Raw genomic sequence first — 23,800 nt, forward strand, 5'->3', positions numbered from 1 at the left:
GCTTTCCCGAATGGTCTCATATGTGACTTTATTGGTCTCATATGTGACTTTCTATTTGCTTTTCCGATTCGGGTCATCTTAAATCGCGGCCAACCCACAGGAACGGCCGGCGCTGGCCGTGGAAGATCGGCATAACAGGGAGCCCGGCTCGGCGGAAGATCATGGGCGCGTTGGATGGACACGGATCCCGGTGCTTCTACTCGGGCACGCAAGCGCATCCGGTCTATGTCGATCACGTGCGGCCGCCTCACGGCGCGGGCAAACTTCCGATCGTGGCGGTGCACGGCGGCGGCCACACCGGCAGCTGCTATCTGGCAACGCCTGATCTGAGGGCTGGATGGGCGGACCACTTCGCGGCCGCCGGCCGGCACGTGTTCGTGCCGGACTGGCCGGGCCATGGCCGCTCGCCGCAGCGGCCGGACTTCCCGCGGCTTGGAACTGAAGATGTCGCGACATCGCTGCTGGCGCTCCTGGAGGAGATCGGCTCGGCCGTGCTCCTCGTGCATTCGGCGAGCGGCCCGATGGCCTGGTGGATGGCAGAGCGGCGGCCCGACCTTGTCAGCGCGGTTGTCGGTATCGCACCCGGCCCGCCGGCCAATCTGCTGAAGGATCTGCCCGAGAATCCGGCCGCCATCCTTGCGCTGCGCGACGATGCAAGCGCCGGTCGTCCGGTCTATGCGGCCGAAGACAGGCCGGTATGGCTGAGCGCCGATTTTGCCGCCGCCTCCTGGGCGAACGCGCCGCGTTTCCCAAAGCCCGCATTCGAACGCTATTGCGCTTCGATCGTGCCGGAAAGCCCACGCATCCTCAACGAACGTTTCAACATCGGGGGCCGCGGGCTCAAGATCGATGATCCGAAGAACCTGCGCGGCACGCCTATCCTGATCGTGACCGGGGAATCTGATCCGCGCCATCCGCGCGAGGTCGACGAGCGAACCGCCGCCTATCTCGGCGCCGAATTCATCTGGCTTCCGGACCGCGGCATCAACGGCAATGGCCACATGATGATGATCGAAGACAACAGCGATGAACTCGCCGCAATCGTCCTTGCCTGGCTCGATGCGGTCGAGCGCTGACGGCCATCACGCGAAATACGGATTAGAGGAAACAAGGAATGAGATGGAATGTCCTCGGCAGTGCGCTTCTCGTCCTGATGCTTCCCCTCGCAGCTCAGGCCCAGATCAGTGGCGATGTCATCCGGATCGGCGTCTTGACCGACATGGCGGGCGTCACCGCCGACATCACCGGCAAGGGTTCGCTGGTCGCCGCCGAGATGGCCGTGCGGGAGATCGGTGGCACGATCCTCGGCAAGCCGGTGGAGGTCATCTCCGCCGATCATCAGCACAAGGCGGATGTCGGCTCGGCGATCGCCCGCCGCTGGTTCGATGTCGAAGGCGTCGATACCATCGTGGACGTGCCGAATTCGGGCGTCGCGCTCGCGATCCAGGGCCTGGCGCGCGAGAAGAAAAGGATCGTTCTCTATTCCGGCGCCGGCACGACCGCATTGACCAATGAGCAGTGCTCTCCTTTCGGCTTCCACTGGACCTACGACACCTATGCGGTGTCGCACGGGACCGCCTCTGCCGTCGTCAAGAACGGCGGCACGTCCTGGTTCTTTCTGGCTTCGGACTACGCCTTCGGGCATCAGCTCCAGAACGATGCTACCGCGGTCATCACCGCGGCCGGCGGCAAGGTGCTGGGCGCCGCGCGCCATCCGCTCAACACGTCGGACTTCTCGTCATTCCTGCTCAGCGCGCAAGCTTCGGGCGCCAAGGTGGTCGGCCTCGCCAATGCCGGCAACGACACCGTCACCGCGATGCGGCAGGCGGGCGAGTTCGGGCTCGTGCAGGGCGGGCAAAGTCTCGCTGCACTGATCCTGTTTCTCCAGGACGTGCACGCGCTCGGGCTCAAGGCTGCGCAAGGCACATACCTGACGACGTCATCCTACTGGGACATGAATGACGCGACGCGCGCATGGTCGAAGCAGTTCATGGCGAGGACCGGCATGATGCCTTCGATGCTGCACGCCGGCGTCTACGGCGCGGTGCGCCACTACCTCAAGGCCGTCGCCCGCGCCGGCACCGACGATGCCGATCAGGTCGCGGCCGCGATGCGGAGCATTCCGATCGAGGACGTTTTCTCCGAAGACGCTGTTATCCGCGAGGACGGCCGCATCACCCGCACCATGTATCTCGTCCGGGTGAAGAAGCCTTCGGACTCGAAGCATCCCTGGGACTATTTCGAGATCCTCCGCAAAATTCCTCCCGAGGAGACCGTGTGGCCGCTCTCGGCGAGCAAGTGCCCTCTTGTCGGCAACGCGAACCGCTGATCCCCTAGTCCGATGTCGCGCTTGTTTCGCGAGAGGCGGGTGCGCAGCCCCCTGCTGTTCACTCTCGCTTCATATTAGCCGCCAGAATCACCCTGCTCCACTTCTTGACTTCGTCAGAGATCAGCTTGCCGAAGTCAGCGGACGACCCGCCAAGAGCTGTGCCGCCCAGATTGGCAAGCCGCGCCTGGAATTTTGGATCGGCGATGCTGACGTTGATTTCCCTGTTCAGTTTTTCGATGACTTCTTCCGGCGTGCGCTTTGGACCGCCAATGCCGTACCATGCACTTGCCTCGTAGCCGGGCAAGGTTTCGCCCAGAGCTGGAACGTCCGGCAATATTGGCGAGCGCGCCACGGTCGTCACCGCCAAGGCGCGGAAATTGCCGGCCCTGATATATTCGATCGATGAGAGCAGCGGGCCGAAATAGACCTGTGCTTCGCCGGTGAGAAGGCCAGGAAATACCTGCGCGCCCCGATAGGGCACGTGAAAGAGATCGACGCCGGCCATCGTTTTGAACATTTCGCCCGCCACGTGGGGCAGCGATCCGATCCCGGCTGACGCCATATTGACCTTGCCGGGATTGGCCTTCGCGTAGGCGATGAACTCCGCGACTGACCTGGCGGGAACCGACGGGTGGACCTCCATGACCAAGGGCACACGAACGATACCTGCGATCGGCGCGATGTCGCGGGTGACGTCGAAGCCAAGTTTGAACATTGTCGCATTTATCGCATTTCCTGCGCTGACCAACAGCAGCGTGTAACCGTCCGGCGATGCTCGCACCACCGCCTCGGTTGCGATGTTGCCGGTAGCGCCGCTGCGGTTCTCGATGACAAATGACTGTCCAAGTCGCTCCGACAGCGATTGACCGATCAATCGCGCGACGACGTCGGGCGCTCCGCCGGCGCCAAAGCCTTCGAGCAGATGCACCGGTCGGGTCGGATAACTCTGCGCGAACGCGAACCGGGATGATATTGGGAGCGTGGAAGCGGCCACTGCCAGATGCAGGAATTGACGGCGCGGAAGTTTCATTGCGGCCTCCCCGAACTGTTGGGATGCGAAGCCCTGCGGAGCCGCATGGGACCCGCACACACTCAGACGTCAGTTTAATTTTGATGCGCGCCTGCCGACGGCATGAGCGCTGCGGCTAAATAAAAGGGACTTCGGCACGTCCCGCTCTGCAGCTCCTGATCAGGCTACATCGGTTGCACGGCCGGCGAAAGGCATGAATTGAGAGCCAAGTTGCACCTCATCAGTCCGCAACTTTACAAAGCTGACGAGCCGACCGCTCCATGAAGCATAAGCGAATATCGCGGCCGCACCTTGCATCACCCGGGTTCCCCTAACCGTTGCGGTACCCAAGGGTGGCGGGAGTCCGAGCCCGTCAAATTTTCTTCCGGATTTCGCTAGCCTGACGCGAAATGAGGTGCGAAAATTGCGCCGCGCGGTTTGTCACGCAGTAGGCCAACATGGCTGACATCCCGGCCACTCACTACGTCAAAAGTGACGACGTCCATATTGCCTATCAGGTGATTGGCGACGGTCCGCGCGACCTGCTGTTCGTCCCGGGTTTTGTCTCAAATGTTGAAGCGCTTTGGCAATCGCCGGCGCGCGCCTCCTTTTTTCGCAAGCTTGCGACGTTTGCGCGGGTCATCACGTTCGACAAGCGCGGCACCGGAATGTCTGATCGCGGCTCCCAGATCTTCACGCTTGAACAGCGGATGCACGACGTGCAGGCGGTGCTTGACCAGGTTGGCTCCCAGCGGGCCACCTTGTTTGGCGTGTCCGAGGGCGGTCCGATGTCGCTGCTCTATGCAGCGACATATCCCGAGCGCACGTCGGCTCTGGTGCTCTATGGCACCTATGCGCGACGCTCGTGGGCGCCTGACTACACATTCGCATGGACCGATGCGCAATGGAGCGCTTTCCTCGACGACATTGAGCGCCACTGGGGCTCGGCAGATGCAATGAGTTTGCTGATGTGGGCGCCCAGCCTTGCCGGCAACAAGCAGGCACTTGAGCAGATCGCCGCCTACTTCAGGGCCTCAGCAAGCCCCGGCGCGGCATCTGCGGTCTTGCGCATGAACCGGGAGATCGATGTCAGAGATATCCTGCCCGTTACGCGTGTACCGACCTTGATTTTGCACCGCACCGATGAGCGCGTGCTTGACGTCAGGCATGCGCGCTACATGGCGCAGCAGATCCCTGGCGCCAAACTGATTGAGCTCACCGGTCAGGACCATATGCTTTGGGTTGGCGATCAGGATGCAATTATCAACGAGGTCGAAGAGTTCGTCACCGGGCATCGGCAAGCGGCGGAGCCGGACAGGGTGCTTGCGACAGTGCTGTTCGTCGACATCGCGGGATCGACGGAACGTGCCTCCGCTCTCGGCGACGGCGCCTGGCACGTGCTGCTCGACGCGTTCTATGCCAAAGCTCGGGGCGTGCTCGGCCAATATCGAGGTCGCGAAGTCAACACCGCCGGCGACGGTTTCCTGGCCACGTTCGACGGTCCTGCGCGCGCCGTGCGTTGCGCCAGCGCAATCGGCGATGCAGTGCGCCCACTCGATCTGAAGGTTCGTTGCGGCTTGCATACCGGTGAGTGCGAATTCGTCGCTCACGATATTGTTGGCATTGCCGTGCATATTGGCGCGCGTGTAGCGGCGCTGGCGGCCCCGGGTGAAGTTCTGGTCTCACAGACGGTTCGCGATCTCGTCGCAGGCTCCGGATTGACGTTTGAAGAGCGCGGCCGTCACATTCTCAAAGGCGTGCCCGACAAATGGCGTCTGTTCCGTGCGTTGACGACCTAGCACGCTTCATCCGCCATGCGGTCAGAGCAACGAACGATCGCTTTTGGCCGTTTCGGACGTGACGAGCAAGATCGTCCATATCCGTTATCGTGGGCACAACGGAAGTGGCGCAGACCAACTCCGACCGCGCCTTTTGACCCATTGCGGAAGGCGCCTCTCCTTAGCGACGTCTAACCGAATTCGGTTTGGCGCTGGCAGTGATCAATGGTGCGCTGCTCTCAACTGTGCTCATTCAATTCGCGCTATCATTCCGCGGCTGGTTGCCGATGGTTCGATCGGAGCCCCGAGCTTGGACGTCGCCACCTTCCGACGTCCTTGCACGCGGCGCGTCGGTTTGTTCCTCGTCCGCAGGTGGCGAAGGTAGTTGGGGTTGATCTTTGCCGCGATTGCCGAGGAAGCGCCGGTGCAATTTTTCGCCCTGGTCGAAAATAATGTTGAGCAGCCAGCCTGCGATGGGTCGCGCGATCGCACGAAACGGTTTGGCGATGATGAAACCGCCTTTGACATTTTCGATCGGGAAGGCCAATGCGTTGATCAGCGTATCGGCGGAAACTTGCCGATAGTTTTCCGCCAAATGCTCCGTGTTCATCAGCATCTGGATGGCAGGTTTGTCGCTTTCACCGTCGACCAGGATCTTTGAGGAGAACTTATTGTCCGAGCCGGCTAGTGCATTGGCCTGCACAGGTGCGATGGGATGCAAGCGCACGACGCTGGCTTCGGTTTGCTGGCGGTAATGCACGGCCAGCGTAAGCTGGCCCATCTGCACCGCAGCCAGCAACGTATTGAGATAGTCGGCATCGAGCTCGGGTTTGTCGAAACTTACGCCCGGAACCATTTCTATGATATCGAGAATGCGGCCCAGATCAGCGGCCGCTGCGGCGCGGTTAGCAAGACTGGCGGCTAGGTCGGCAATTGCCGTGGAGGCGTTCGCGAACTGTCCGCTGACGCTTTTCATGGCACCTGTGGCCAGATTTTTGAGTTTTGAAAGCACGCCCAACCCCTTCGTGAATTTCCGCGCCTCCGGCGTCACCGGTTCTCAGCGCCTCGCGACAATCGCGGCAGACGCGGCCGATACAGTCCAGCAAGCCCCAAACTCGAAACGATCATCCACCGTGAGACTTGCCGGCTGACGGAAAATGCAGGCGCGGCGTCTCGGCTTCATCCGGGAGGATCCGATCGGTCTCATGGCGCATGATGCTATAGCATTCGCAGGTAGCTTCCTCGAGCCGCGGCCTGTCAATTTCGATCAAGCCCCGCCGATCGGATCTGATAGCACCCACGGCACGGAGTTTGGCAACCATCTGTGTCACGGTCGTTCGTCGCACTCCAAGCAATTGCGAAAGCGTCTCCTGCGTGACTGACATGACGGGGCCCTCGCTGCGATCGTGCAGCTCAAGCAGCCAACGGGCCAGGCGGGTCTCGACCGGGTGCAACCCATTACAGGCTGCGACGTGCTGGAGCTGCGATAGAATCCACCCCGTGTGCGCCTGAACCACGTCTCTGATGGCGCTGCTTCTCATGTAGGCAGCATGAAACCGCGATACGGAAATCTGGGATGCGGTGCCGCCTACCCGCACGACCGCGGTCACGGAAGAACGGGAGGGCCCCAGGACCGATAGAGCGCCAAGGGCTCCCTCGCGCCCGATCACCGCGGTTGCAATCGTTGCTCCGTTCGGCATGTCGAGCATGAAGGAAATGGCCCCGCTGTGGGGAAAGTAAACATGCTCGCGTCGATCTCCCGACCGCACGACCACGGCATCCTGTTCAAGCGAGACCTTCTGGAGATGAGGGCTGAGCAACGCGAGGTCCGCCGGCGGCAACGCAGCTAGGAGACGATTACCGCCATTGGCAGGACGCCCCATCACCGGGGACTCCTTCTGTCAGCAGAACGCGCAGCTCTCCTGCAATGTCTTTGGCGGCTGCGTTGTCTGTGCTGCGGCGATACCAAATCGACCTTCATTGTGCTGGCTTGGAAATTACCTCTTGGATGCAACATTCACTCACTACCGCAACCCGCTGGGCCGGTAAAGGTCGCTAATGGCGATCATCTTTCGGGGACTAGGATGCAGGTTGCCGACGATAAGAACAGTTGGCTTCGGCTCTGAGCGGAGTTGGGGAACCTACGGGAGCAGACTGCACTCTGGCAGCATCTTACAGCGCGACACTGGGGTGCCGGGGTCGTCATGATGTGCTTCCAGGTGCCATTGCGACGCTCGCTCGCCTGCAAAGTACCTCGGCAAGACGGGCGGTGGTGGATAGGTCGGTTGTGAGCCGAAGTGATCGACGACTTCCGCCTTTGGCCCCATAGCCGACGCCGGCATTTGGGACCCTTTCCGGACATTCGTATTTGCCCGACTTCAATGTTGAGCATCCGCGTCACCAGCGGTCTGTCGGACAGCTTGACACTCAATCCATCATGTAACAACATATGTTACATGAGAAGAGACAGTCGTTTATCGGACGTGCTCCACGTCCTTCTGCACATGGCCCGACAAGATACACCCGCAACCTCGGAGGTTCTTGCGAAGGCTATGCGCACCAATCCTGTTGTGCTTCGTCGGACAATGGCTGGTCTACGCGATCGAGGATTTGTTCAGTCCGAGAAAGGGCATGGCGGCGGCTGGACGCTTGCTTGCAATCTTTCGAAGGTGACGATGCTCGACATTTACCTGGCGCTCGGCAAGCCGGCCTTGTTTGCCTTCGGCAATCGATCCGACGCGCCGGACTGTTTGGTGGAGAAAGCCGTCAACGCCAACCTGAACCAAGCCTTCCTGGAGGCTGAGCAGAGGCTGATGACCCGGTTTGGCGAAATAACCCTTTCCAAGCTCAACGCCGACCTTCAATTGCGGGTTAAACAACGCCGTGACGCTCTCGACGTGGAGAAAATTCACGGAGGCTCAGCGTGAAGCCACCTCTCTTTGACGCACGCGCCGCCAGCTCTTACGCTGAAGGCCCACCACGACAAGTTCCGGGTTATTCGAGCTTGCACCGCATGGTGTCACTGCTACTCGCAGAGCGAACCCCACAGGATGGCCGCGTGCTGGTCTTGGGTGCTGGGGGCGGCCAGGAGCTCAAGGCGATGGCGGAAGCGCATCCAGGATGGTCATTCGACGGGGTGGATCCCTCCAGCGAAATGCTTCGTCTGGCCGTTCAAGTGGCGGGGCCGCACGCTGCACGCATGCGGTTTCATCGAGGCTACATTGACGACGCTCCCGGCGGGCCTTTCGATGCTGCCACATCCATTTTGACTTTCCATTTCATCCCTCATGACCAACGCCTCGAAACCTTAAAGCAAATGCGGCGTCGGTTGAGAGTCGGTGCACCCTTCGTCCTGGTCCATCTCAGCTTCCCGCAAACTGAGCCTGAGCGGTCGATATGGATAGACCGTCATGTCGCGTATGGCCTGTCGAATGGATTAGAACCGGCCGATGCCAAGAGAGCCCGCCAAGCAATCAGCAACGGACTAACAATCCTGTCGCCCGAAGAAGACGTGGCCATGCTCCGCCTTGCCGGATTTTCGAATGCTAGCCTGTTCTATGCAGGATTGAGCATCAGAGGCTGGGTCGCCTACGCCGAATAGCTCTGTCCGTCGCCGGCACAGAGGCGTTGGCCAATGTGCCCTCCAGAGCGCGTGGCCGGCCTCCATCACCGGGATCTTGGCCAGGGCCGATGCTTGGCGCGCCATTTCGGGCCGGGGCCCCGCATGTAGTGCAGCTCGGGCCGGTAGCTATCGCGTACGTCCATAACCAGGTTGTGAGCGACGCTGGCGAAGTCGGAAGCTGTCTCGGCCGTCTTGCGGGCAAAACCAGATATTGCGGTCCAGCGCGCACAAGCGGGTGCGATCGCACGGGGGCTGACGATGCTTTTCCAGATCATCTTTTTTCTCCGTCCGGTTGGATTTGGGCACTGTGATGATCTATCGGATCGGAGCAGCGACCGCGCCAGAGCGATTGCCGTACCTGCAGAGCGATTGCTGCTAACGCCTGTGCCTCAGCTCGTGAAAGAACCACTAGAGATTGCGTGGCTTGTCAGGCAAATCAGGCATGGCTTGGTCCAGTCGTCCTTGCAAAAATATTCCGCTTCGCGATTACCCCAAATCACTCCTACAACTCCCGCCATCCCGCACCCGCTGGAGGGGCGTATCGCGATCGTCACGGACGTTGGGCGCGGGATGCGGTGGACGCGGCAGCGTCGGGCGCGCCAGTAATCGCAGGGCGGGCTTTGTCCTGTGAGCGATCGAACGGTGCGCGACGAACGGCGCTTAAACGCCTTCGCCAGAACTTTGATTTGGCAGCATGCGGGCCAATCGAAACATTCTGGCGGGGGAAGCCGCGGACGGCAAAGGCGTGTGGTTCTGGCACCCGTGGCTGGTGTCAAGCTGGCGGAGATTGATCTGTCACAACCGGGCTTCGATCGATCGTCAATTCGTCAGCGACGGAGGCCAAAGGAATTCGGCTCCGGGAAGAGCGCGCTATAAACCGTTAAAACCATTGCGCAGGGAAGGCCGGGTGTTCCGGCGCACCTGCAGTCCGCCGTGTGCACCCCTGTGCGCACGACTGCGGGTGTCATGGGCACCCGGCCTTCCCTGCGCCCTCTTCGATTTTCGAGGGCAACGCAGATCGCAAAACTCGGGGGCAATGCGCCGCGAGAATGTGGAGATGTGTCCACCGTCATTGCGAGCGGAGCGAAGCAATCCATCTCTCCGAGCACGCAGAGCCATGGATTGCTTCGTCGCTGCGCTCCTCGCAATGACGCGGAGCGAGCGTTGATGGCTGTTTGACATTCGAATCCGCGCATTGTCGTCTGCCACAAAAACCTGTCTAGTGACGAACAAAAGGCCACCACGGGAGACTCTCTTGAAAACAATCCGCGCGGCAATCCTGCTCGCACTCGTGAGCCCACCGGCCTTCGCGCAAACCAAGGACAAGGCGCCGAACGCCGACCGGCCATTGCTCGCGACATTCTGCGATGCCGCTGACATCAAGGGATCGGCCTGCAGGCGGGCCAAGGCATATCCCGGCGGCAAGCGGTGCGACGTCAAGCTGCGGCCGGATCGTTACAGCGGCAAATTCCTCGCCGACGGCAGCACGCTTCTCGTCGTCAATTACGAGAGCGGCTGCGAAGCGCACGCCAATGATTTCGGCGGCTCCGTGATCTTCGAGCAGAAGGATGGCGCCGCCATCTTCAACGGATATCAGCCGGGCTTTCAGGTCAACGATTGCATCACGCTTGCGCGCAATGACAAGCAGGACCGGTTGATCTGCATCACCGGCCATATCGGGCAAGGCCATCTCGAATCCGGCGTCGCCGAAATGGTGTTCACCCGCGACTTCAACAAGACGATCGATATGTCCCTGAACTATTTCGTGACCGGAGAGGACGCGGTCGGCGCCTACGGATCCAACGTCGTCGAGTGCAAGGAGACGTCGAAATATTTCGGCTTCGCCAGGCTCGGCGCCGGACCAGCGCCCGATACGGTTGCCGTCGAGATCGCCCATGCCGACAAGGCGACCATCGAGACCGCATGCACCAAGGGCTTTCCGAAGCCGAAGCAGCTCTTTGGCGAGCTTGGGCCCGGCGAGGCCTATGTCCCGCCCGGACACGAGAAGAAAGCGAGGTTCGTGATTGACCTCACCACCAGCAAGGCCGTGCCGGAAGCAGAGTTCGCCAAGCGGTAACATGAGCCGCTATGGTTACCCGAAAATAGCGTCGCCGGCATTGCGAGCGCCGCCGCGGGAGCCGCCCCGCCGCGCAACGGTGATGGCCTACCGCAGGCCGGCGTTGTGCAGCCGCCGTTGAACCTTTCGCCGGGCAGGCGCGTCAAAGCCCTTTCAGAATACTTTAAGTCCTTTTGCCGATTGTTGGTCGTGCCGTTCCGTTCACAATGGATACGGCCCGCGAAAGCCGGCTCGAACACAGGTAGGTGGGCGAATGACCGAGGGATCGAATCGCCAGCGCGTGCTGGATTTCCTCAACGTCCTGTATTCCGGCGACGTCGAAGCCGCGCTGGAGCGCTGCACCGACGATTGCGAATCCCTCGCCAACGCCCCGATCGACATCCTTCCGCATATGGGTCATCGCCGCGGCAAGGCCGAGCTGCGCGAGATGTGGAATGCGGTGCGCGCCCGCTATTCCGAGCTGCGCTGCGAGGTGCCGATGCTGGTCACCGAGGGCGACAAAGCGGCCGCGTTCATCCGCGTGTTCTTCCGCAAGAACATCAATCAACGCATGGTGCAGTTCGACATCGCCGGCTTCTACACGCTGCGCGACGGCAAGATCAGCCACATCAGGGAAATCATCGACACCTTCGACCTGGTCCAGCAACTGCTCGAGCGCGACATCGCCGCGATCCTGACCGGCCGGCGGCCCGACCCGATCTAGCGCGGTCGTTCACTCGGACCAGCGACGCGGATCCCTGATGGCCCGTCGCGCAATGACGCATCAACAGGCAGCACATCCGCACCGCTCATTTTCCCGGCACCCTTGAACCTCATCGCGTTCAACGTGACACACCACAAGGCTTGTTCCGGACCAGATGAAGATATGAAAATCGCGTTGCTGGCTTTGCTTGGTTTGGCGTTGGGGGCGCTGGGAGGCGCGGCACTGGGCATCGGGGCGGGTCTGGTCTGGGTGGAAATCTTCAGAACCACGAGTTTTGAAGGCTATAGCGGGATGCTGGTGTTCTTCACCTTCATGCCGCTGGGGGCCGCAATCGGCGGTATCGGCGGTGCCCTGCTGTTCGGCATCATCGCCATCCGCGACGCCGAGATCGCCATCGAACGCGAGCCGGTGCGTCGCCACGACCGCTAAAGCGGCCTAAACCGCCGCATTTGTGCAATGCAGAAACGGCAATTGCGTTTTGGCCGAACTACTCTATTTCTGGCTGCAACAGTGAAGTTCGGCATTTCGGCCCGGCATCGATGAAGACGCTCCGTTGGCGCGCTTGCCGTTTTTAATTCCAGTTCCAAGGACCAGATCAAAATGACAGAGCATAGTCTCTGGCGTTTTTCGCGCGCGTTGCATCGCGCGATCAATGAACGCCAGCCTGCCGATCTCGAAGCCGTGCTCGACGAAGACGTCGACTGGGCGATCTATGGACCGATTGACATGTATCCGTTCTTCGGCTCGCGCCGCGGCAAGGCCGCCGTGATCGATGTCATCAGGCAGATCGCCGACAATTTCCGCGTCCACCGCTTCGACCGCGAATCGATCATGCTGGGCGTGGACTCGGCCGCCTCGATGATGCGCTATTCGCTGACCGCGCTGGATTCGAACAAGCCGATCAGCCTGCGCATCGCCCATTTCGCCCAGTTCAAGGCCGGCCGCCTGACCAACTTCCGTGTGCTGGTCGACACCTTCGACCTGGTCGAGCAGACCGTGGGCTATCCGATCAACCTGCCGCGGATGGCGGTTTAGTTCGGTCGTTCGCTGCACCCGCCATAATTTCGCAACAGAGCGAACGCATTCTGGGCGCGACTTGGAATGCGGGCGGGCAATGATTCCGAAAATGCGATTTGGCTGGGCGCGGCTGCCAATGCTGGTGGCCGGCGTAAGTTTGGCTGCGATGCTGGCGGCCGCGGCGCAAACGCCGCCGGCGGACGACGAACCGGAGACGCAGGAGGCTGAAGAGGTCGAGCAGGCGCCTGCGGCTCCCAGCGTCAACGACGTCGACATCATGAAGGACATCGACGTCGATAAACTCGACTGGAGCCAGCTCAATGTCGATGCATCGACCCTGATGGACCTGGCGGCGAAAGGAAGCAGCTCGTCGAAAGGCGCGGCCAGCGCCGACGCTTCATGGTCCGCCAATGAAAGGGCGAACGGCACTTCCGCGGTGTCGGTCAAGCAATCGATCTCGCCGTTCTGGGATACGCGCATCGGCGCCGACATGACGGTCGCCCGGCAAGGCACGGCGACGACGTCCGAACTGCTTTCGGAACGGCTGGCCAATGGCGGCAGCCTGCCGCAATCGTCCGGCAGCGCCTGGGCGGCGATCACCGCTCCCGGCGTGGCCTCGATCTGGGACAAGACCGCAGTCGAAGCCCGCGTCGATCCCGGGTCCGAGCAGAGCAAGCTCGGCACCTCCTTAAGCAAGTCGCTGCCGATCAGCGAGCAATATTCGCTGACGCTACGAAACGACTACAACCTGATCCAGCAGGGCATCGTGCCGGTGCCCGGCATCGTCAGCCATCCGTCCCGCAGCTACGAGACCGACCAGTCGGCACGGCTCAGCATCGCCGATACCGGCACCAGCTTCCTTGCTGGCCAGACCCTGTCGACCTCCGATGACAGGTGGCTGCGCAAGGTCGGCGCCGAGCAGAAGCTGTTCGACGGCGTCACCATCTCCGGCTCGATCGGCGAAACGCCCTCGGGCGTTGCCAGCAAGAGCCTCAGCGCAGGCTTCAGGCGGAGCTGGTAAGGAGTGAAATCGGCCGATTTGGCTAGGGTTTTCAGCCCCTTAAGGTTAACGCCGGAGAATGAACGACCATTGCCGCAGATTGGCCAAGATGCGGTCAAAATCGGCGGGACAGATGGGACCCGCTCCACTTCGTCGTGCGGGGGACTGTCCGCGCTCGCCTGAAAGCGAAACAGAGGAATAGCCGATGAACGCTACCAATCGTTCCGAACAGACTGATGCAAACACGGAGGTCGACAGCGATCTCGCCGCCGTCTCCGAAGTCGAGGCCGGCATCCGCGATTTCGTTCGCAACGATATCGCCTATCTGCGCCGCCCCGCAGTCGCTCCGGACACCGCGCCGCTCGACGCCAATGCGGAAGCCACCGTCAACAACGTCAATTCGCTGATCCAGCGCGTCGCCGGCACCTCGCTGGCGGAAATCGAGAAGCTGATTTCCGAACTCGAAAGCCTCCGCGACCTCCTTCATGCCGAAGGCCAGCGCGTTCAGCGCGAGATCTCGGGCTACGCCCAGCTCAGCCAGGCGGCGATGAAGTCGACGCGCATGATCGCCGACAACGTCACGCAGTGGAAGCGCGCCGCCGACGGTCTGCGCAACGCCTGATCTGATCGTTGCAAAAATCTAACACTCCGCCGCGTTCCGTACCGGAGCGCGGCGGTTTTGTTTGGCTGTGTTCGATCTGAACTTTATAAGCACGGTCGCGTCCAAGTACGGCTGTCGTCACGTGGCGACAGGCATCTTTTTGAGGACACACCGGCCATGCAAAACGTTCGGCCAGACAACGTCGATTCAATGCCGTTGCGGCAATCGTCCCATAGCATGGGCACGCTCGTGATCCGCTTCGTCGGACTGCTGACGCTCGCGGTCGTGGCAATGACGCTTATCTGGAGCCGCTGAACTTTTCGTCAGCGTTCACGACTATCCATCCGCAATTACTGACGAACGAACGAGGCTTCCTCGATCGTGTAGACGCCGTCGGCGTAGGACTTCACCACCATGGTGGCGGTCAGCATCACCGCCAGCGTGACGGTTGCGAAGACAAAGCCGACGAATTTCAGGCTGCTGCGATCTGCCATGTTCATCCCCTCGGTACTTCCCCTGAGACGCTTATGGCAGGCAGAAAGTTCAAATTGCGTTAGCAAAAAATCGGTTTCGCGGAGTCATGGATGACGAAACACTAACGAAACAATTGGCTAACCATGTTGCCCCGGACGGTCCCCTGAAATCCCACCCCGCCGCGGCACGAAGGCGGTGGCGAGGAACGAGAACACGGCTTCGCCGCGCTGATTGATGCCGGTATTGCGGGCCTGGAGGATGCCCCATTCGGGACGCTTCTCCGAGGTCCGCTTGGTTTCGACCTGGTTGGAGAAGCTGACGGTATCGCCTGCCAACACCGGCCTGATCCAGCGCAGTTCGCGAAAACCCGGCGACGGCCCCCATACCGCGACCCTCTCGCCGCGCGCGGCGGCTTCCGCCGACAGACGCTTGCCGTCGGCGACCAGCAGCTTCATGCACACCGCCGCAACGTGCCAGCCCGATGCGGCCAATCCCCCGAACAGGGATTTGCGCCCCTCCTCCTCATCGAGGTGAAAGCGCTGCGGATCGAACTGCGCAGCAAACCGCTTGATGTCGTCGGCGGTAAAGGTAAACGAGCCGAACTCGCGCCGGGCGCCGATCTCGATATCCTCAAAGAAGCGCATCGCTACTCCGCTCCCGCCTCGAGACGCCGACGCACGATGATCGGCGACTCCATCTCGCACAGCACGACGCCTGCCGCATTGCGGATCGTGCCCTTGAAGGTCACGATGCCCGTCTCGGGGCGGCTCTTCGAAATCCTGGCCTCCGCGACGTCGACATCCAGCATCAGGTCGTCACCCGGGCGCAGCGGCGCCAGCCAGCGCATTTCATTGACACCGGGCGAGCCGAGCGAGGCGGTGCGGCCGATGAAGCCGTCGAACAGCATTCGCATCATCAGCGAGCCGAGATGCCAGCCCGAACCGGACAGCCCCTTCAGCATGGATGCGTTGGCCGCCTCCTCGTCCAGATGCATCGGCTGCGGGTCGTATTCGGCGGCGAAGGCCAAAATCTCCTCGCGCGTGACATGGCGCGGTCCGAACGTGCCGAAATGGCCGGGCTTGAAGTCTTCGAAGGTCAGCGTGGTCATGTCTGGGAATTGGGGATTGGCTGTGGGCAAGCCCGAATGTGGCCGTTATTTGCGGCAATCTCAACCCGCCCACTCGCATGGCTCGTTCGCCGGGAAAGAGTGCCGTCCGCGGTCTCGACCTTGGCTTGCCCGAAGCAATTTTCGGGGCTAGCCCTGTGTTATCTGGGGACCAGCTTATTTGACTCGCCGGGGAGGGCCACCGATGTTCGATTTTCAGGATCTGTTTCAGTGGGATCGTTTCATTACGCCCACGATCATCAAGACTTTCTACTGGCTGGTCATCGGCTTGATCGTGCTGTTCGGCCTCTCCGGGATCTTTTCGGCGCTTGCAGCGATGGCGGTCAGCCCGTTCGGCGGCTTCATCCTGCTGTTGTCCTCGATCGCCGGCGTCGTGGTCGGCGTGGTGTTTTCGCGCATCGCCGCGGAGTTCATCCTGATCGTCTTCCGCATCAACGAGCATCTCGGAGCAATCCGCGATCAGGGCGGGATGCGGTAAGCATGGGGGAATTGTAGGGTGGGCAACGCGTAGCGTGCCCACCATTTCTCTCGCGCTGCTGGAAAGATGGTGGGCGCGGCGCGACGCGCCTTTGCCCACCATACGGATCTGCCTCTGCGACAGCCAATATCTCAGGTATTAAACCTGAAATGCATCACGTCGCCGTCGGCGACGACATATTCCTTGCCCTCCAGCCGGAGCTTGCCGGCATCGCGGGCGCCGGCTTCGCCGCTCAGCGCGACGTAGTCGGGATAGGCGATGGTCTCGGCCCGGATGAAGCCCTTTTCGAAATCGGTATGGATGACGCCGGCCGCCGCGGGCGCCTTGGTGCCGCGATGAATAGTCCAGGCGCGGGCCTCCTTCGGGCCCACGGTGAAATAAGTGATGAGGTCGAGCAACTGGTAGCCGGCGCGGATCAGGCGGTCGAGGCCGGCCTCTTCCAGGCCGAGGGTATCGAGAAACTCGGCGCGCTCCTCGCGTGACAGGGTCGCGATCTCGGATTCGATCTTGGCCGAGATCACCACCGCGACCGCGCCTTCGTTCTTGGCGTGCTCGAACACCTGCTTCGAAAAGCTGTTGCCTTCCTTGGCCGAACCTTCCTCGACGTTGCAGACGTAAAGCACTGGCTTCGACGTCAGGAGGCCGAGCATGCCGAAGGCACGCTCTTCTTCCGGCTTGCGCTCGAGAAAGCGCGCAGGCTTGCCGTCGCGCAGCAGCACCAGGGCGCGATTGACGAGATCGAGTGCCTCCTTGGCGTCCTTGTCGTTGCCCTTGGCCTTCTTCGCCAGATTATCGACCCGCTTTTCCAGGCTGTCGAGGTCGGCAAGCATCAGCTCGGTTTCGATGGTTTCGATATCGGCCAGCGGCGCGATCTTGCCTTCGACATGAGTGATGTCGGAATCCTCGAAACACCGCACCACATGCGCGACCGCGTCGACCTCTCGGATGGTGGCGAGGAACTGGTTGCCGAGGCCTTCGCCCTTGGAGGCGCCACGGACGAGGCCGGCGATATCGACGAAGGTAAGCCGCGTCGGAATGATCTGCGCGGACTTGGCGATATCGGAGAGCTTGTCGAGTCGGGGATCCGGCACCGCGACCTCGCCGACATTCGGCTCGATCGTGCAGAACGGATAATTCGCCGCCTGCGCCGCTGCCGTCTCCGTCAGCGCGTTGAACAGCGTCGACTTGCCGACATTGGGCAGGCCGACGATACCGCATTTGAATCCCATCGTGTCCTCAAAACTGTTCTGTCGTCATGGCCGGGCTTGTTCGCCGTGACGGTTGCGAGATCAAGCCGGCTTGTCTCCGCTGCCATCCTTCTCGAAAATTCCCTTGGCCTGCAGCGCCAGATGCACCTTGTTCGCAAACGAGGAGTCGTGCCCTGCCGCCAGCAAGCCGGCATTGTCGGCCACCGCCGCGCACAAGGCTTCCACCCAGGCCCGGTCACTCTTCGCAAAGTCCGACAACACGTGGCTGTGCACCATTTCCTTGATGCCGGGATGACCGATCCCGAGCCGCACCCGGCGATAGTCGTTGCCGATATGCGAGGAGATCGAGCGCAGCCCATTGTGGCCGGCGATACCGCCGCCGACCTTGACGCGCACTTTTGCCGGCGGCAGTTCGAGTTCGTCCTGAAACACGGTGACATCGGAAGCACCGAGCTTGAAGAAATTCGCAGCTTCCTGAACCGCGCGCCCGGACTCGTTCATGTAGGTGGTCGGCCGAAGCAGAACGACCTTCTCGCGATCGAGCGTGCCTTCGGAAGTCTCGCCCTGAAAACGGCGGCGCCACGGTGCGAAACCGTGACGCCGCGCAATTTCATCGACGGCCATGAACCCGATATTGTGCCGGTTGTTCGCGTATTTCGAACCGGGGTTACCGAGACCGACAAACAGGCGCATGACGCGGCACCCTGCCGCTGCTTACTTCTTCTTGTCGCCGCCCGCCGGCGCCTTGGCGGCCGCCGCCGGAGCTGCAGCACCCGCCGCAGGCGCGGCGGCAGCAGGAGCGGCACCCGCCGCCGGAGCAGCCGTGCCGGCAGCCGCAGCAGCCGCCGCAGCCTTCTGCTCTTCAGCATAGCCGGACGGCGGCACGATGGTCACCAGCGTCGCGTCTTCACGCGACAGCGCCTTCACGCCGGTCGGCAGCTTGATGTCGGAGAGATGCAGCGAGTAGCTGATTTCCAGCGCGCCGACGTCGGCTTCGAGGTACTGCGGGATGTTATCGACCGAGCATTCGAGATCGATGGTGTGGGTGACGATGTTGACAGTGCCGCCACGCTTGACGCCGGGCGAGGTTTCGCCGTTGACGACGTGCAGGGGAACGCTGACGCGGATGGTGGCGCCTTCGCCCAGCCGCAGGAAGTCGACATGTAGCGGGAAGTCCTTCACCGGATCGAGGTGGAAGTCGCGCGGAATCACGCGGTGCTTCTTGCCCTCGAGATCGATGTCGAACAGCGTGGTCAGGAACCGGCCGGCCAGGATGCGCTGCCGCAGTTCCTTGTCGTCGACCGAAATGGTCACGGGGGGCTGGTTGTTGCCATAGATCACTCCGGGCACTCTCCCGGCGCGACGCTCTGCCCGGGCGGCCCCCTTGCCGCTCTGCGGACGCGCGGTCGCCTTCAATTCCTTGACGGTCGCCATCGTGCTAAGTCCTTGTTTTCTAAAAAGTTAAAGGCCGCATCGCGGCCCGTTGGCGTCCCACAGCAAGCCTCCAGGGGTGCGGGGGCTGCGGACGTGGCGGGCTTTTAGCCCCAAAGCGACGAAATGACAAGGAAATGAAGGGATTTTTCTTGGGTTTGCACCCTCCAGGGAGGGTGAAATCCCCTACCCGTCCGCCTGCGTGCTGCCGGCATCCGGCACCGCGGGCGAAATGCCGAGCTTGGCTTCCAGCGCCGCGATCCGGCTCTTGAGCGCCTCGTTTTCCTCGCGCGCCAGGCGGGCCATGTCCTTGACCGCGTCGAACTCCTCGCGCTTGACGAGATCGAGGTCGCGCAGGATGCGCTCGGCCTGGTTGCGCATGACCGTATCGACCTCGCGCTTGACGCCCTGCGCGGCGCCGGCGGCGTCGTTCATCAGACGGCCGATCTCGTCGAAAAACCGATTGCTGGTCTGGGTCATCTTAAAACGCTCCGGTCGCTGCAAATTGATCGTCACGACAAGACAATGGCAATCCCGGGAGTAACGTTCAAGAGCGCGGTTCAAAGCCCGACGTGACGGCCGTTCGCCTTGTCATGCTGCGGTTTCCTTGCAATCGTATCGAACACCCAGCCAGACACCAGAATCACAAAGCAAAAAGAAACGCCCATGATCGACCAGCAGATCGATATTGCGACCAAGGACGGCAAGACCACGACCTTCATCACCCATCCCGAGCGCGGCGGGCCCTTCCCGGTCATCATCTTCTACATGGATGCGCCGGCGATCCGCGAGGAACTGCGCGACATGGCGCGCCGCCTCGGCACGTCGGGTTATTACGTGATGCTGCCAAATCTGTATTACCGTTCGGGCGTCATGGAGCTGGGGCCGATCCCGCCGGATCCAGAGGCGCCCGAGCGGAAGCGGATGTTCGGCTTCATGAACTCCATCAACATTCCCATGGTGATGGAAGACACCAAGGCATTGCTCGCCTTCGCCGAGACGCAAGAAGCAGCAAACACGAAGATCGTCGGCACCGTCGGCTACTGCATGAGCGGCCGTTACGCCGTCAACGCAGCGACGCAGTTTCCGGATCGCGTGAAGGCGGCGGCTTCCATCTACGGCACCCATCTTGCGACCGACCAGACCGACAGCCCGCATCTGGCTGCATCGAAGACCAAGGCCGAATTGTATTTCGCCTGCGCCGAGACCGACATCTACGCGCCGCAGGAGATCATCGACAAGCTGAAGCAGGCAATGCAGGGAACGAAGAACGAGGTCGAGATCTTTCCAGACACCCATCACGGCTTCGCTTTCCCGAAGCGGCCGGTCTATCACCGCGACGCCGCCGAGCGGCATTGGGAGCGGCTGTTGGCGCTCTATCGCCGCAACCTCGCGCAGTAGACATCCCGCACGATGCCCTTCCTCACCATTACCTTTCCGGAAGTCGATCCGGTCGCCATTTCGATCGGACCGCTCGCGATCCGATGGTATGCGCTGGCCTATATCTGCGGCATCGTGCTTGGATGGATCTATGCGCGCGCGCTGATCAGAAGCGAGAAAGTGTGGGACGGGCCGGCGCCGATTGCGCCCGTGCAGCTCGACGACTTCATTCTCTGGGTCACGCTCGGCATCATCATCGGCGGCCGCACCGGCTATGTGCTGTTCTATAACCCGGCCTTCTTCATCCAGAATCCTGCCGCCATTCTCAAACTATGGGAAGGCGGCATGTCCTTCCATGGCGGCTTTCTGGGCTGCGTCGCGGCGGTGATGCTGTTTGCGCTCAAGAACAACATCTCCATCCTGTCGCTCGGCGACATCACTACCGCCGTCGCTCCGATCGGAATATTCCTCGGACGGCTCGCCAACTTCATCAAGGGTGAGCTGTGGGGGCGAGAGGCGGATGCCAGCGTGCCCTGGAGAATGGTCTTTCCCGACGACCGGTTGCAACTCTTCCGCCACCCAAGCCAGCTCTACGAAGCGGCGCTCGAGGGCGTCTTGCTGTTTGCGGTCCTGGCGATCATGGTCCGGATGGGCGCCCTGAAGCGACCGGGCCTGATCCTCGGCAGCTTCATTGCGATCTACGCGCTTGCGCGCATCGCCAGCGAATTCTTCCGTGAACCCGATCCCCAGCTCGGATTTTTGTGGGGCGGGCTGACCATGGGTATGCTTTTGTCGGTGCCGATGATCATTGCCGGGGTCATCCTGATCATGATGGCATGGCGCCGCGGAACGCCGCAGCATATAGAGAAGTCGATTTAAGGCAGGCCGTGACCGAATTTTCACCGTTGCAGGCGGAGATCCACAAGCTGATCAGATCGTCAGGACCGATGCCGGTCTGGCGGTACATGGAGCTGTGCCTGATGCATCCCGAGCACGGCTATTACGTGTCGCGCGATCCGCTGGGCCGCGAGGGCGATTTCACCACCGCACCCGAGGTCAGCCAGATGTTCGGCGAACTGCTCGGCCTGTGGGCGGCCTCGGTCTGGAAGGCGATCGGCTCACCGCCGACGCTGCGGCTGGTCGAGCTTGGTCCTGGCCGGGGCACCATGATGGCGGACGTGCTGCGGGCGGTCCGGGTGCTGCCACCGCTCTATCAATCGCTCCACGTCGACCTCGTCGAGGTCAATCCGGTGCTGCGCGAGAAGCAGCAAGCGACGCTGTCCGGCGTGCGCAACATCACCTGGCATGACAACATCGACGACGTGCCCGAGGGCCCCGCGGTCATTCTCGCCAACGAATATTTCGACGTGCTGCCGATCCATCAGGTGGTCAAGCGCGAGACCGGCTGGCACGAGCGCGTTGTCGAGCTCGACGCCAACGGCAAGCTGGTATTCGCAGCCGCGGACGAGCCAATACCGCGCTTCGAGGTGTTGCTGCCGCCGCTGGTGCGCGCGGCTCCTGTCGGCGCCGTGTTCGAATGGCGGCCGGACAACGAGATGATGAAGATTGCGACGCGGGTGCGCGACCAGGACGGCGCGGCGCTGATCATCGATTACGGGCATGTGCGCAGCGACGCCGGTGATACTTTCCAGGCGATTGCCCGCCACAGCTTTGCCGATCCCCTGAAAAATCCGGGACAGGCCGACGTCACCGCCCATGTCGATTTCCAGGCGCTGGCGCGCGCGGCCGAAGACGTCGGCGCGCGCGTTCACGGGCCGGTGACGCAGGGGGAATTCCTCAAGCGGCTCGGCATCGAGACCCGGGCGGTCACGCTGATGGGAAAAACCACCGCGGAAGTCTCTGCCGATATTTCCGCTGCGCTGAAGCGCCTGACCGACAGCGGCCGCGGCGGCATGGGATCGATGTTCAAGGTGATTGCGGTCACCGAGCCCAATCTCACTTCGGTCGCAGGTCTCAGCGACGAACCGCAGGCCGCCGGAGACGAAACGGAATGACGTTCGGATCACCGCTGCTCGCTGCCATTCCCGGCCTGCGCCACGCCTTCTTCTCCCGCGAGGGCGGGATATCCAGTGGAATTTATGAAGGCCTCAATGGCGGGCTCGGCTCGAACGACGATCCGGCCAATGTCGTGGAAAATCGCCGCCGGATGGCCGAGCAGATGGGCGTTGCGCCCGAGCACTTGCTCAGCGCGCACCAGATCCACTCACCCGATGTCGTGGTGGCGACCGGGCCATGGCAAGGCGACAAGCCGCGCGCCGACGCGCTCGTCACCCGCACCGAAGGCATCGCGATCGGCGTCCACGCCGCCGATTGCGGGCCGATCCTGCTTGCCGATGCCGGCGCACGCGTGATCGGCGCGGCACATGCCGGCTGGAAGGGCGCACTGACCGGCGTCCTGGAATCCACCATCGAGGCGATGGAAAAACTCGGCGCCGATCGCTCCGGCATCGTCGCCGCCATCGGCCCGCTGATCCGCCAGCATTCCTATGAAGTCGGCGGCGAATTCGTCGAGCGCTTCCTTGATGCCGACGCGGAGAATGGCGTATTCTTCATCCCCTCGGCTCGATCAGGCCATGCCATGTTCGACCTCGCCGGCTTCATCCGCATGCGGCTGGAGAATGCCGGCATCCTGATGATCGACGACATCGGCGTCGACACCTATTCCGACGAGCGCTTCTACAGCTACCGCCGCTCGGTGCATCGCAAGGAGCCGGACTACGGCCGCCACGTCCACGCGATCGCGCTGGCAGCGGAGTAATTCCCCTACTTCACCTTCAACACCACCTTGCCGCGCGCCCGGCCTGCTTCAAGATAGGTCAGCGCAGCCGGCAATTGTTCGAAGGCAAATTCGCGATCGATCACCGGCTTGATCGCACCGCTCTCTACGAGCCCGGCGATCTCGCGCAGTTGATCGCCGCTCGGCTCGGTGAAAAACCAGCAATAGGTCGCGCCGGCTTCAGTGCTCGCGGCATAGACCTTGCGGCTCATCAGCCAGACCGCCGCGCGGACCAGCCAGCCTGCGCCCTCGCGGCGGGCGAAATCGCGGTCGGGCGGACCACTCAGCGAAATCACGGCGCCGCCCCGCTTCACCACCTTGAAGGCGTCGACGGTGAATGCGCCGCCGAGCGTGTCGTAGACGATGTCGTAATCGCCACCCGCTTCAAGATAGTTTTCGCGATCATAGGCAATGACCCTGTCGGCGCCGAGCGATTTGACGAAGTCGACGTTCTTCGAACTCGTGGTCGTGGTGACGTGAAGGCCGAGATGGCTGGCGTACTGGACCGCGAAAGTACCGATGCCACCGGCGCCGGCATGGATCAGGATGCGCTGGCCGGCTCGCGCCTGGACGCGCGCAAATCCCTGCAACGTCGTCAGCCCCACCAGCGGCAGCGCCGCGGCTTGTGCATGCGAGATGGCGGCCGGCTTCCGGGCTACGAATTCTTGCGGCAGCGCGATCTTTTCGGCAAAGGTGCCGATGGTCTCGCGCGAGGCGCGCGCATGGACCGCATCCCCAGGTTTGAAGCTGACAGCACGCGCCCCCACCGA

At 62.0% G+C, this 23,800-nt stretch carries 28 protein-coding genes; 17 read left to right on the forward strand and 11 right to left on the reverse strand.

Annotation, left to right across the window (positions count from 1 at the left end; all coding sequences use genetic code 11):
* Positions 1-161 precede the first annotated feature (161 nt).
* Entirely contained in the window at positions 162-1,076 is a 915-nt protein-coding gene (locus AC0QUY_RS26720; RefSeq protein WP_475389213.1) for an alpha/beta fold hydrolase, read from the forward strand.
* Between the two features lie 38 nt (positions 1,077-1,114).
* The gene (locus tag AC0QUY_RS26725) at positions 1,115-2,329 is read left to right on the forward strand and encodes an ABC transporter substrate-binding protein (protein WP_475389215.1); all 1,215 of its coding nucleotides are present in this window, start codon (positions 1,115-1,117) and stop codon (positions 2,327-2,329) included.
* A gap of 58 nt (positions 2,330-2,387) precedes the next feature.
* Here the strand turns inward: AC0QUY_RS26725 and AC0QUY_RS26730 are convergent, their stop codons facing one another.
* Positions 2,388-3,359, reverse strand: a complete 972-nt coding sequence (locus AC0QUY_RS26730) for a Bug family tripartite tricarboxylate transporter substrate binding protein (RefSeq protein WP_475389217.1) — start codon at positions 3,357-3,359, stop codon at positions 2,388-2,390.
* A gap of 437 nt (positions 3,360-3,796) precedes the next feature.
* On the opposite strand from AC0QUY_RS26730, the gene AC0QUY_RS26735 reads away from it, so the two are divergent.
* Positions 3,797-5,137, forward strand: coding sequence for an adenylate/guanylate cyclase domain-containing protein (locus AC0QUY_RS26735; RefSeq protein ID WP_475389219.1), 1,341 nt, complete (start codon positions 3,797-3,799; stop codon positions 5,135-5,137).
* 232 nt (positions 5,138-5,369) lie between these two features.
* On the opposite strand, the gene AC0QUY_RS26740 is transcribed toward AC0QUY_RS26735, so the two are convergent.
* Together AC0QUY_RS26740 and AC0QUY_RS26745 are read right to left on the reverse strand one after the other, a co-directional pair.
* Positions 5,370-6,167: a hypothetical protein gene (locus AC0QUY_RS26740; protein WP_475389220.1), complete on the reverse strand. Its 798-nt coding sequence runs from the start codon at positions 6,165-6,167 to the stop codon at positions 5,370-5,372.
* Between the two features lie 73 nt (positions 6,168-6,240).
* The gene (locus tag AC0QUY_RS26745) at positions 6,241-6,999 is read right to left on the reverse strand and encodes a Crp/Fnr family transcriptional regulator (RefSeq protein ID WP_475389221.1); all 759 of its coding nucleotides are present in this window, start codon (positions 6,997-6,999) and stop codon (positions 6,241-6,243) included.
* Between the two features lie 573 nt (positions 7,000-7,572).
* Here AC0QUY_RS26745 and AC0QUY_RS26750 point away from each other — a divergent pair.
* From AC0QUY_RS26750 to AC0QUY_RS26790, 9 genes are all read left to right on the forward strand, one after another.
* A complete protein-coding gene (locus AC0QUY_RS26750; RefSeq protein WP_475389309.1) occupies positions 7,573-8,043 on the forward strand; it encodes an Rrf2 family transcriptional regulator in 471 nt (156 codons plus the stop codon).
* Positions 8,040-8,717, forward strand: coding sequence for a class I SAM-dependent methyltransferase (locus AC0QUY_RS26755; RefSeq protein ID WP_475389222.1), 678 nt, complete (start codon positions 8,040-8,042; stop codon positions 8,715-8,717). Before AC0QUY_RS26750 ends, AC0QUY_RS26755 begins: the two co-directional genes overlap by 4 nt.
* A gap of 1,276 nt (positions 8,718-9,993) precedes the next feature.
* The gene (locus AC0QUY_RS26760; RefSeq protein WP_161849699.1) at positions 9,994-10,815 is read left to right on the forward strand and encodes a hypothetical protein; all 822 of its coding nucleotides are present in this window, start codon (positions 9,994-9,996) and stop codon (positions 10,813-10,815) included.
* 253 nt (positions 10,816-11,068) lie between these two features.
* The gene (locus AC0QUY_RS26765) at positions 11,069-11,518 is read left to right on the forward strand and encodes a nuclear transport factor 2 family protein (protein ID WP_065753417.1); all 450 of its coding nucleotides are present in this window, start codon (positions 11,069-11,071) and stop codon (positions 11,516-11,518) included.
* Between the two features lie 162 nt (positions 11,519-11,680).
* Positions 11,681-11,947, forward strand: a complete 267-nt coding sequence (locus AC0QUY_RS26770) for a hypothetical protein (RefSeq protein WP_161856186.1) — start codon at positions 11,681-11,683, stop codon at positions 11,945-11,947.
* 171 nt (positions 11,948-12,118) lie between these two features.
* On the forward strand, positions 12,119-12,553 hold the full coding sequence (locus AC0QUY_RS26775; RefSeq protein ID WP_161849700.1) for a nuclear transport factor 2 family protein: 435 nt from the start codon (positions 12,119-12,121) through the stop codon (positions 12,551-12,553).
* 91 nt (positions 12,554-12,644) lie between these two features.
* Positions 12,645-13,556, forward strand: a complete 912-nt coding sequence (locus AC0QUY_RS26780; RefSeq protein ID WP_246738406.1) for a hypothetical protein — start codon at positions 12,645-12,647, stop codon at positions 13,554-13,556.
* Positions 13,557-13,740: 184 nt separating this feature from the next.
* Positions 13,741-14,157 (forward strand): hypothetical protein, encoded by a 417-nt coding sequence (locus AC0QUY_RS26785; RefSeq protein ID WP_161849701.1) that lies wholly within the window; start codon positions 13,741-13,743, stop codon positions 14,155-14,157.
* A 156-nt stretch (positions 14,158-14,313) separates the two neighbouring features.
* A complete protein-coding gene (locus AC0QUY_RS26790; RefSeq protein ID WP_475389223.1) occupies positions 14,314-14,451 on the forward strand; it encodes a hypothetical protein in 138 nt (45 codons plus the stop codon).
* Between the two features lie 35 nt (positions 14,452-14,486).
* On the opposite strand, the gene AC0QUY_RS26795 is transcribed toward AC0QUY_RS26790, so the two are convergent.
* From AC0QUY_RS26795 to AC0QUY_RS26805, 3 genes are all read right to left on the reverse strand, one after another.
* Complete coding sequence (locus AC0QUY_RS26795; protein WP_475389224.1) at positions 14,487-14,630, reverse strand: hypothetical protein; 144 nt, start codon at positions 14,628-14,630, stop codon at positions 14,487-14,489.
* Between the two features lie 117 nt (positions 14,631-14,747).
* A complete protein-coding gene (locus tag AC0QUY_RS26800) occupies positions 14,748-15,254 on the reverse strand; it encodes a MaoC family dehydratase (protein ID WP_161849703.1) in 507 nt (168 codons plus the stop codon).
* 2 nt (positions 15,255-15,256) lie between these two features.
* Positions 15,257-15,718 carry a MaoC family dehydratase gene (locus AC0QUY_RS26805; protein ID WP_475389225.1) on the reverse strand — a complete coding sequence of 154 codons (462 nt, stop codon included), beginning with the start codon at positions 15,716-15,718 and terminating at the stop codon, positions 15,257-15,259.
* 202 nt (positions 15,719-15,920) lie between these two features.
* Between AC0QUY_RS26805 and AC0QUY_RS26810 the strand changes: the two genes are divergently transcribed.
* Positions 15,921-16,214, forward strand: a complete 294-nt coding sequence (locus AC0QUY_RS26810) for a DUF4282 domain-containing protein (protein ID WP_028350758.1) — start codon at positions 15,921-15,923, stop codon at positions 16,212-16,214.
* Between the two features lie 131 nt (positions 16,215-16,345).
* Here the strand turns inward: AC0QUY_RS26810 and ychF are convergent, their stop codons facing one another.
* The 4 genes from ychF to AC0QUY_RS26830 form a co-directional block, all read right to left on the reverse strand.
* Complete coding sequence (gene ychF, locus AC0QUY_RS26815) at positions 16,346-17,443, reverse strand: redox-regulated ATPase YchF (protein ID WP_475389227.1); 1,098 nt, start codon at positions 17,441-17,443, stop codon at positions 16,346-16,348.
* Positions 17,444-17,503: 60 nt separating this feature from the next.
* Positions 17,504-18,115, reverse strand: coding sequence for an aminoacyl-tRNA hydrolase (gene pth, locus AC0QUY_RS26820; protein WP_475389228.1), 612 nt, complete (start codon positions 18,113-18,115; stop codon positions 17,504-17,506).
* A gap of 21 nt (positions 18,116-18,136) precedes the next feature.
* Entirely contained in the window at positions 18,137-18,856 is a 720-nt protein-coding gene (locus tag AC0QUY_RS26825; protein WP_161849707.1) for a 50S ribosomal protein L25/general stress protein Ctc, read from the reverse strand.
* A 183-nt stretch (positions 18,857-19,039) separates the two neighbouring features.
* Positions 19,040-19,333 (reverse strand): accessory factor UbiK family protein, encoded by a 294-nt coding sequence (locus AC0QUY_RS26830; protein ID WP_161849708.1) that lies wholly within the window; start codon positions 19,331-19,333, stop codon positions 19,040-19,042.
* A 186-nt stretch (positions 19,334-19,519) separates the two neighbouring features.
* Here AC0QUY_RS26830 and AC0QUY_RS26835 point away from each other — a divergent pair, with 186 nt between their 5' ends.
* From AC0QUY_RS26835 to pgeF, 4 genes are read left to right on the forward strand one after another with little or no spacing between them, the layout of a single operon-like run.
* Positions 19,520-20,254 carry a dienelactone hydrolase family protein gene (locus AC0QUY_RS26835; protein WP_161849709.1) on the forward strand — a complete coding sequence of 245 codons (735 nt, stop codon included), beginning with the start codon at positions 19,520-19,522 and terminating at the stop codon, positions 20,252-20,254.
* A gap of 12 nt (positions 20,255-20,266) precedes the next feature.
* Complete coding sequence (gene lgt / locus AC0QUY_RS26840) at positions 20,267-21,112, forward strand: prolipoprotein diacylglyceryl transferase (RefSeq protein WP_475389230.1); 846 nt, start codon at positions 20,267-20,269, stop codon at positions 21,110-21,112.
* A gap of 8 nt (positions 21,113-21,120) precedes the next feature.
* A complete protein-coding gene (locus AC0QUY_RS26845) occupies positions 21,121-22,248 on the forward strand; it encodes a class I SAM-dependent methyltransferase (protein ID WP_371419355.1) in 1,128 nt (375 codons plus the stop codon).
* Entirely contained in the window at positions 22,245-23,012 is a 768-nt protein-coding gene (pgeF, locus tag AC0QUY_RS26850; RefSeq protein ID WP_475389232.1) for a peptidoglycan editing factor PgeF, read from the forward strand. The genes AC0QUY_RS26845 and pgeF overlap by 4 nt, the downstream gene beginning before the upstream one ends.
* 5 nt (positions 23,013-23,017) lie before the next feature.
* Here the strand turns inward: pgeF and AC0QUY_RS26855 are convergent, their stop codons facing one another.
* Positions 23,018-23,797 (reverse strand): NADP-dependent oxidoreductase, encoded by a 780-nt coding sequence (locus AC0QUY_RS26855; protein WP_475389233.1) that lies wholly within the window; start codon positions 23,795-23,797, stop codon positions 23,018-23,020.
* Positions 23,798-23,800 lie beyond the last annotated feature (3 nt).

The sequence above is a fragment of the Bradyrhizobium sp. WYCCWR15520 genome (assembly GCF_056174665.1).

Coding starts and splice junctions, on each gene's coding strand:
- AC0QUY_RS26720 (WP_475389213.1), top strand. CDS start 162: ATGGGCGCGTTGGATGGACACGGATCCCGGTGCTTCTACTCGGGCACG.
- AC0QUY_RS26725 (WP_475389215.1), top strand. CDS start 1,115: ATGAGATGGAATGTCCTCGGCAGTGCGCTTCTCGTCCTGATGCTTCCC.
- AC0QUY_RS26730 (WP_475389217.1), bottom strand. CDS start 3,359: ATGAAACTTCCGCGCCGTCAATTCCTGCATCTGGCAGTGGCCGCTTCC.
- AC0QUY_RS26735 (WP_475389219.1), top strand. CDS start 3,797: ATGGCTGACATCCCGGCCACTCACTACGTCAAAAGTGACGACGTCCAT.
- AC0QUY_RS26745 (WP_475389221.1), bottom strand. CDS start 6,999: ATGGGGCGTCCTGCCAATGGCGGTAATCGTCTCCTAGCTGCGTTGCCG.
- AC0QUY_RS26750 (WP_475389309.1), top strand. CDS start 7,573: ATGAGAAGAGACAGTCGTTTATCGGACGTGCTCCACGTCCTTCTGCAC.
- AC0QUY_RS26765 (WP_065753417.1), top strand. CDS start 11,069: ATGACCGAGGGATCGAATCGCCAGCGCGTGCTGGATTTCCTCAACGTC.
- AC0QUY_RS26770 (WP_161856186.1), top strand. CDS start 11,681: ATGAAAATCGCGTTGCTGGCTTTGCTTGGTTTGGCGTTGGGGGCGCTG.
- AC0QUY_RS26775 (WP_161849700.1), top strand. CDS start 12,119: ATGACAGAGCATAGTCTCTGGCGTTTTTCGCGCGCGTTGCATCGCGCG.
- AC0QUY_RS26780 (WP_246738406.1), top strand. CDS start 12,645: ATGCGATTTGGCTGGGCGCGGCTGCCAATGCTGGTGGCCGGCGTAAGT.
- AC0QUY_RS26785 (WP_161849701.1), top strand. CDS start 13,741: ATGAACGCTACCAATCGTTCCGAACAGACTGATGCAAACACGGAGGTC.
- AC0QUY_RS26790 (WP_475389223.1), top strand. CDS start 14,314: ATGCAAAACGTTCGGCCAGACAACGTCGATTCAATGCCGTTGCGGCAA.
- AC0QUY_RS26795 (WP_475389224.1), bottom strand. CDS start 14,630: ATGGCAGATCGCAGCAGCCTGAAATTCGTCGGCTTTGTCTTCGCAACC.
- AC0QUY_RS26800 (WP_161849703.1), bottom strand. CDS start 15,254: ATGCGCTTCTTTGAGGATATCGAGATCGGCGCCCGGCGCGAGTTCGGC.
- AC0QUY_RS26805 (WP_475389225.1), bottom strand. CDS start 15,718: ATGACCACGCTGACCTTCGAAGACTTCAAGCCCGGCCATTTCGGCACG.
- AC0QUY_RS26810 (WP_028350758.1), top strand. CDS start 15,921: ATGTTCGATTTTCAGGATCTGTTTCAGTGGGATCGTTTCATTACGCCC.
- ychF (WP_475389227.1), bottom strand. CDS start 17,443: ATGGGATTCAAATGCGGTATCGTCGGCCTGCCCAATGTCGGCAAGTCG.
- pth (WP_475389228.1), bottom strand. CDS start 18,115: ATGCGCCTGTTTGTCGGTCTCGGTAACCCCGGTTCGAAATACGCGAAC.
- AC0QUY_RS26825 (WP_161849707.1), bottom strand. CDS start 18,856: ATGGCGACCGTCAAGGAATTGAAGGCGACCGCGCGTCCGCAGAGCGGC.
- AC0QUY_RS26830 (WP_161849708.1), bottom strand. CDS start 19,333: ATGACCCAGACCAGCAATCGGTTTTTCGACGAGATCGGCCGTCTGATG.
- AC0QUY_RS26835 (WP_161849709.1), top strand. CDS start 19,520: ATGATCGACCAGCAGATCGATATTGCGACCAAGGACGGCAAGACCACG.
- lgt (WP_475389230.1), top strand. CDS start 20,267: ATGCCCTTCCTCACCATTACCTTTCCGGAAGTCGATCCGGTCGCCATT.
- pgeF (WP_475389232.1), top strand. CDS start 22,245: ATGACGTTCGGATCACCGCTGCTCGCTGCCATTCCCGGCCTGCGCCAC.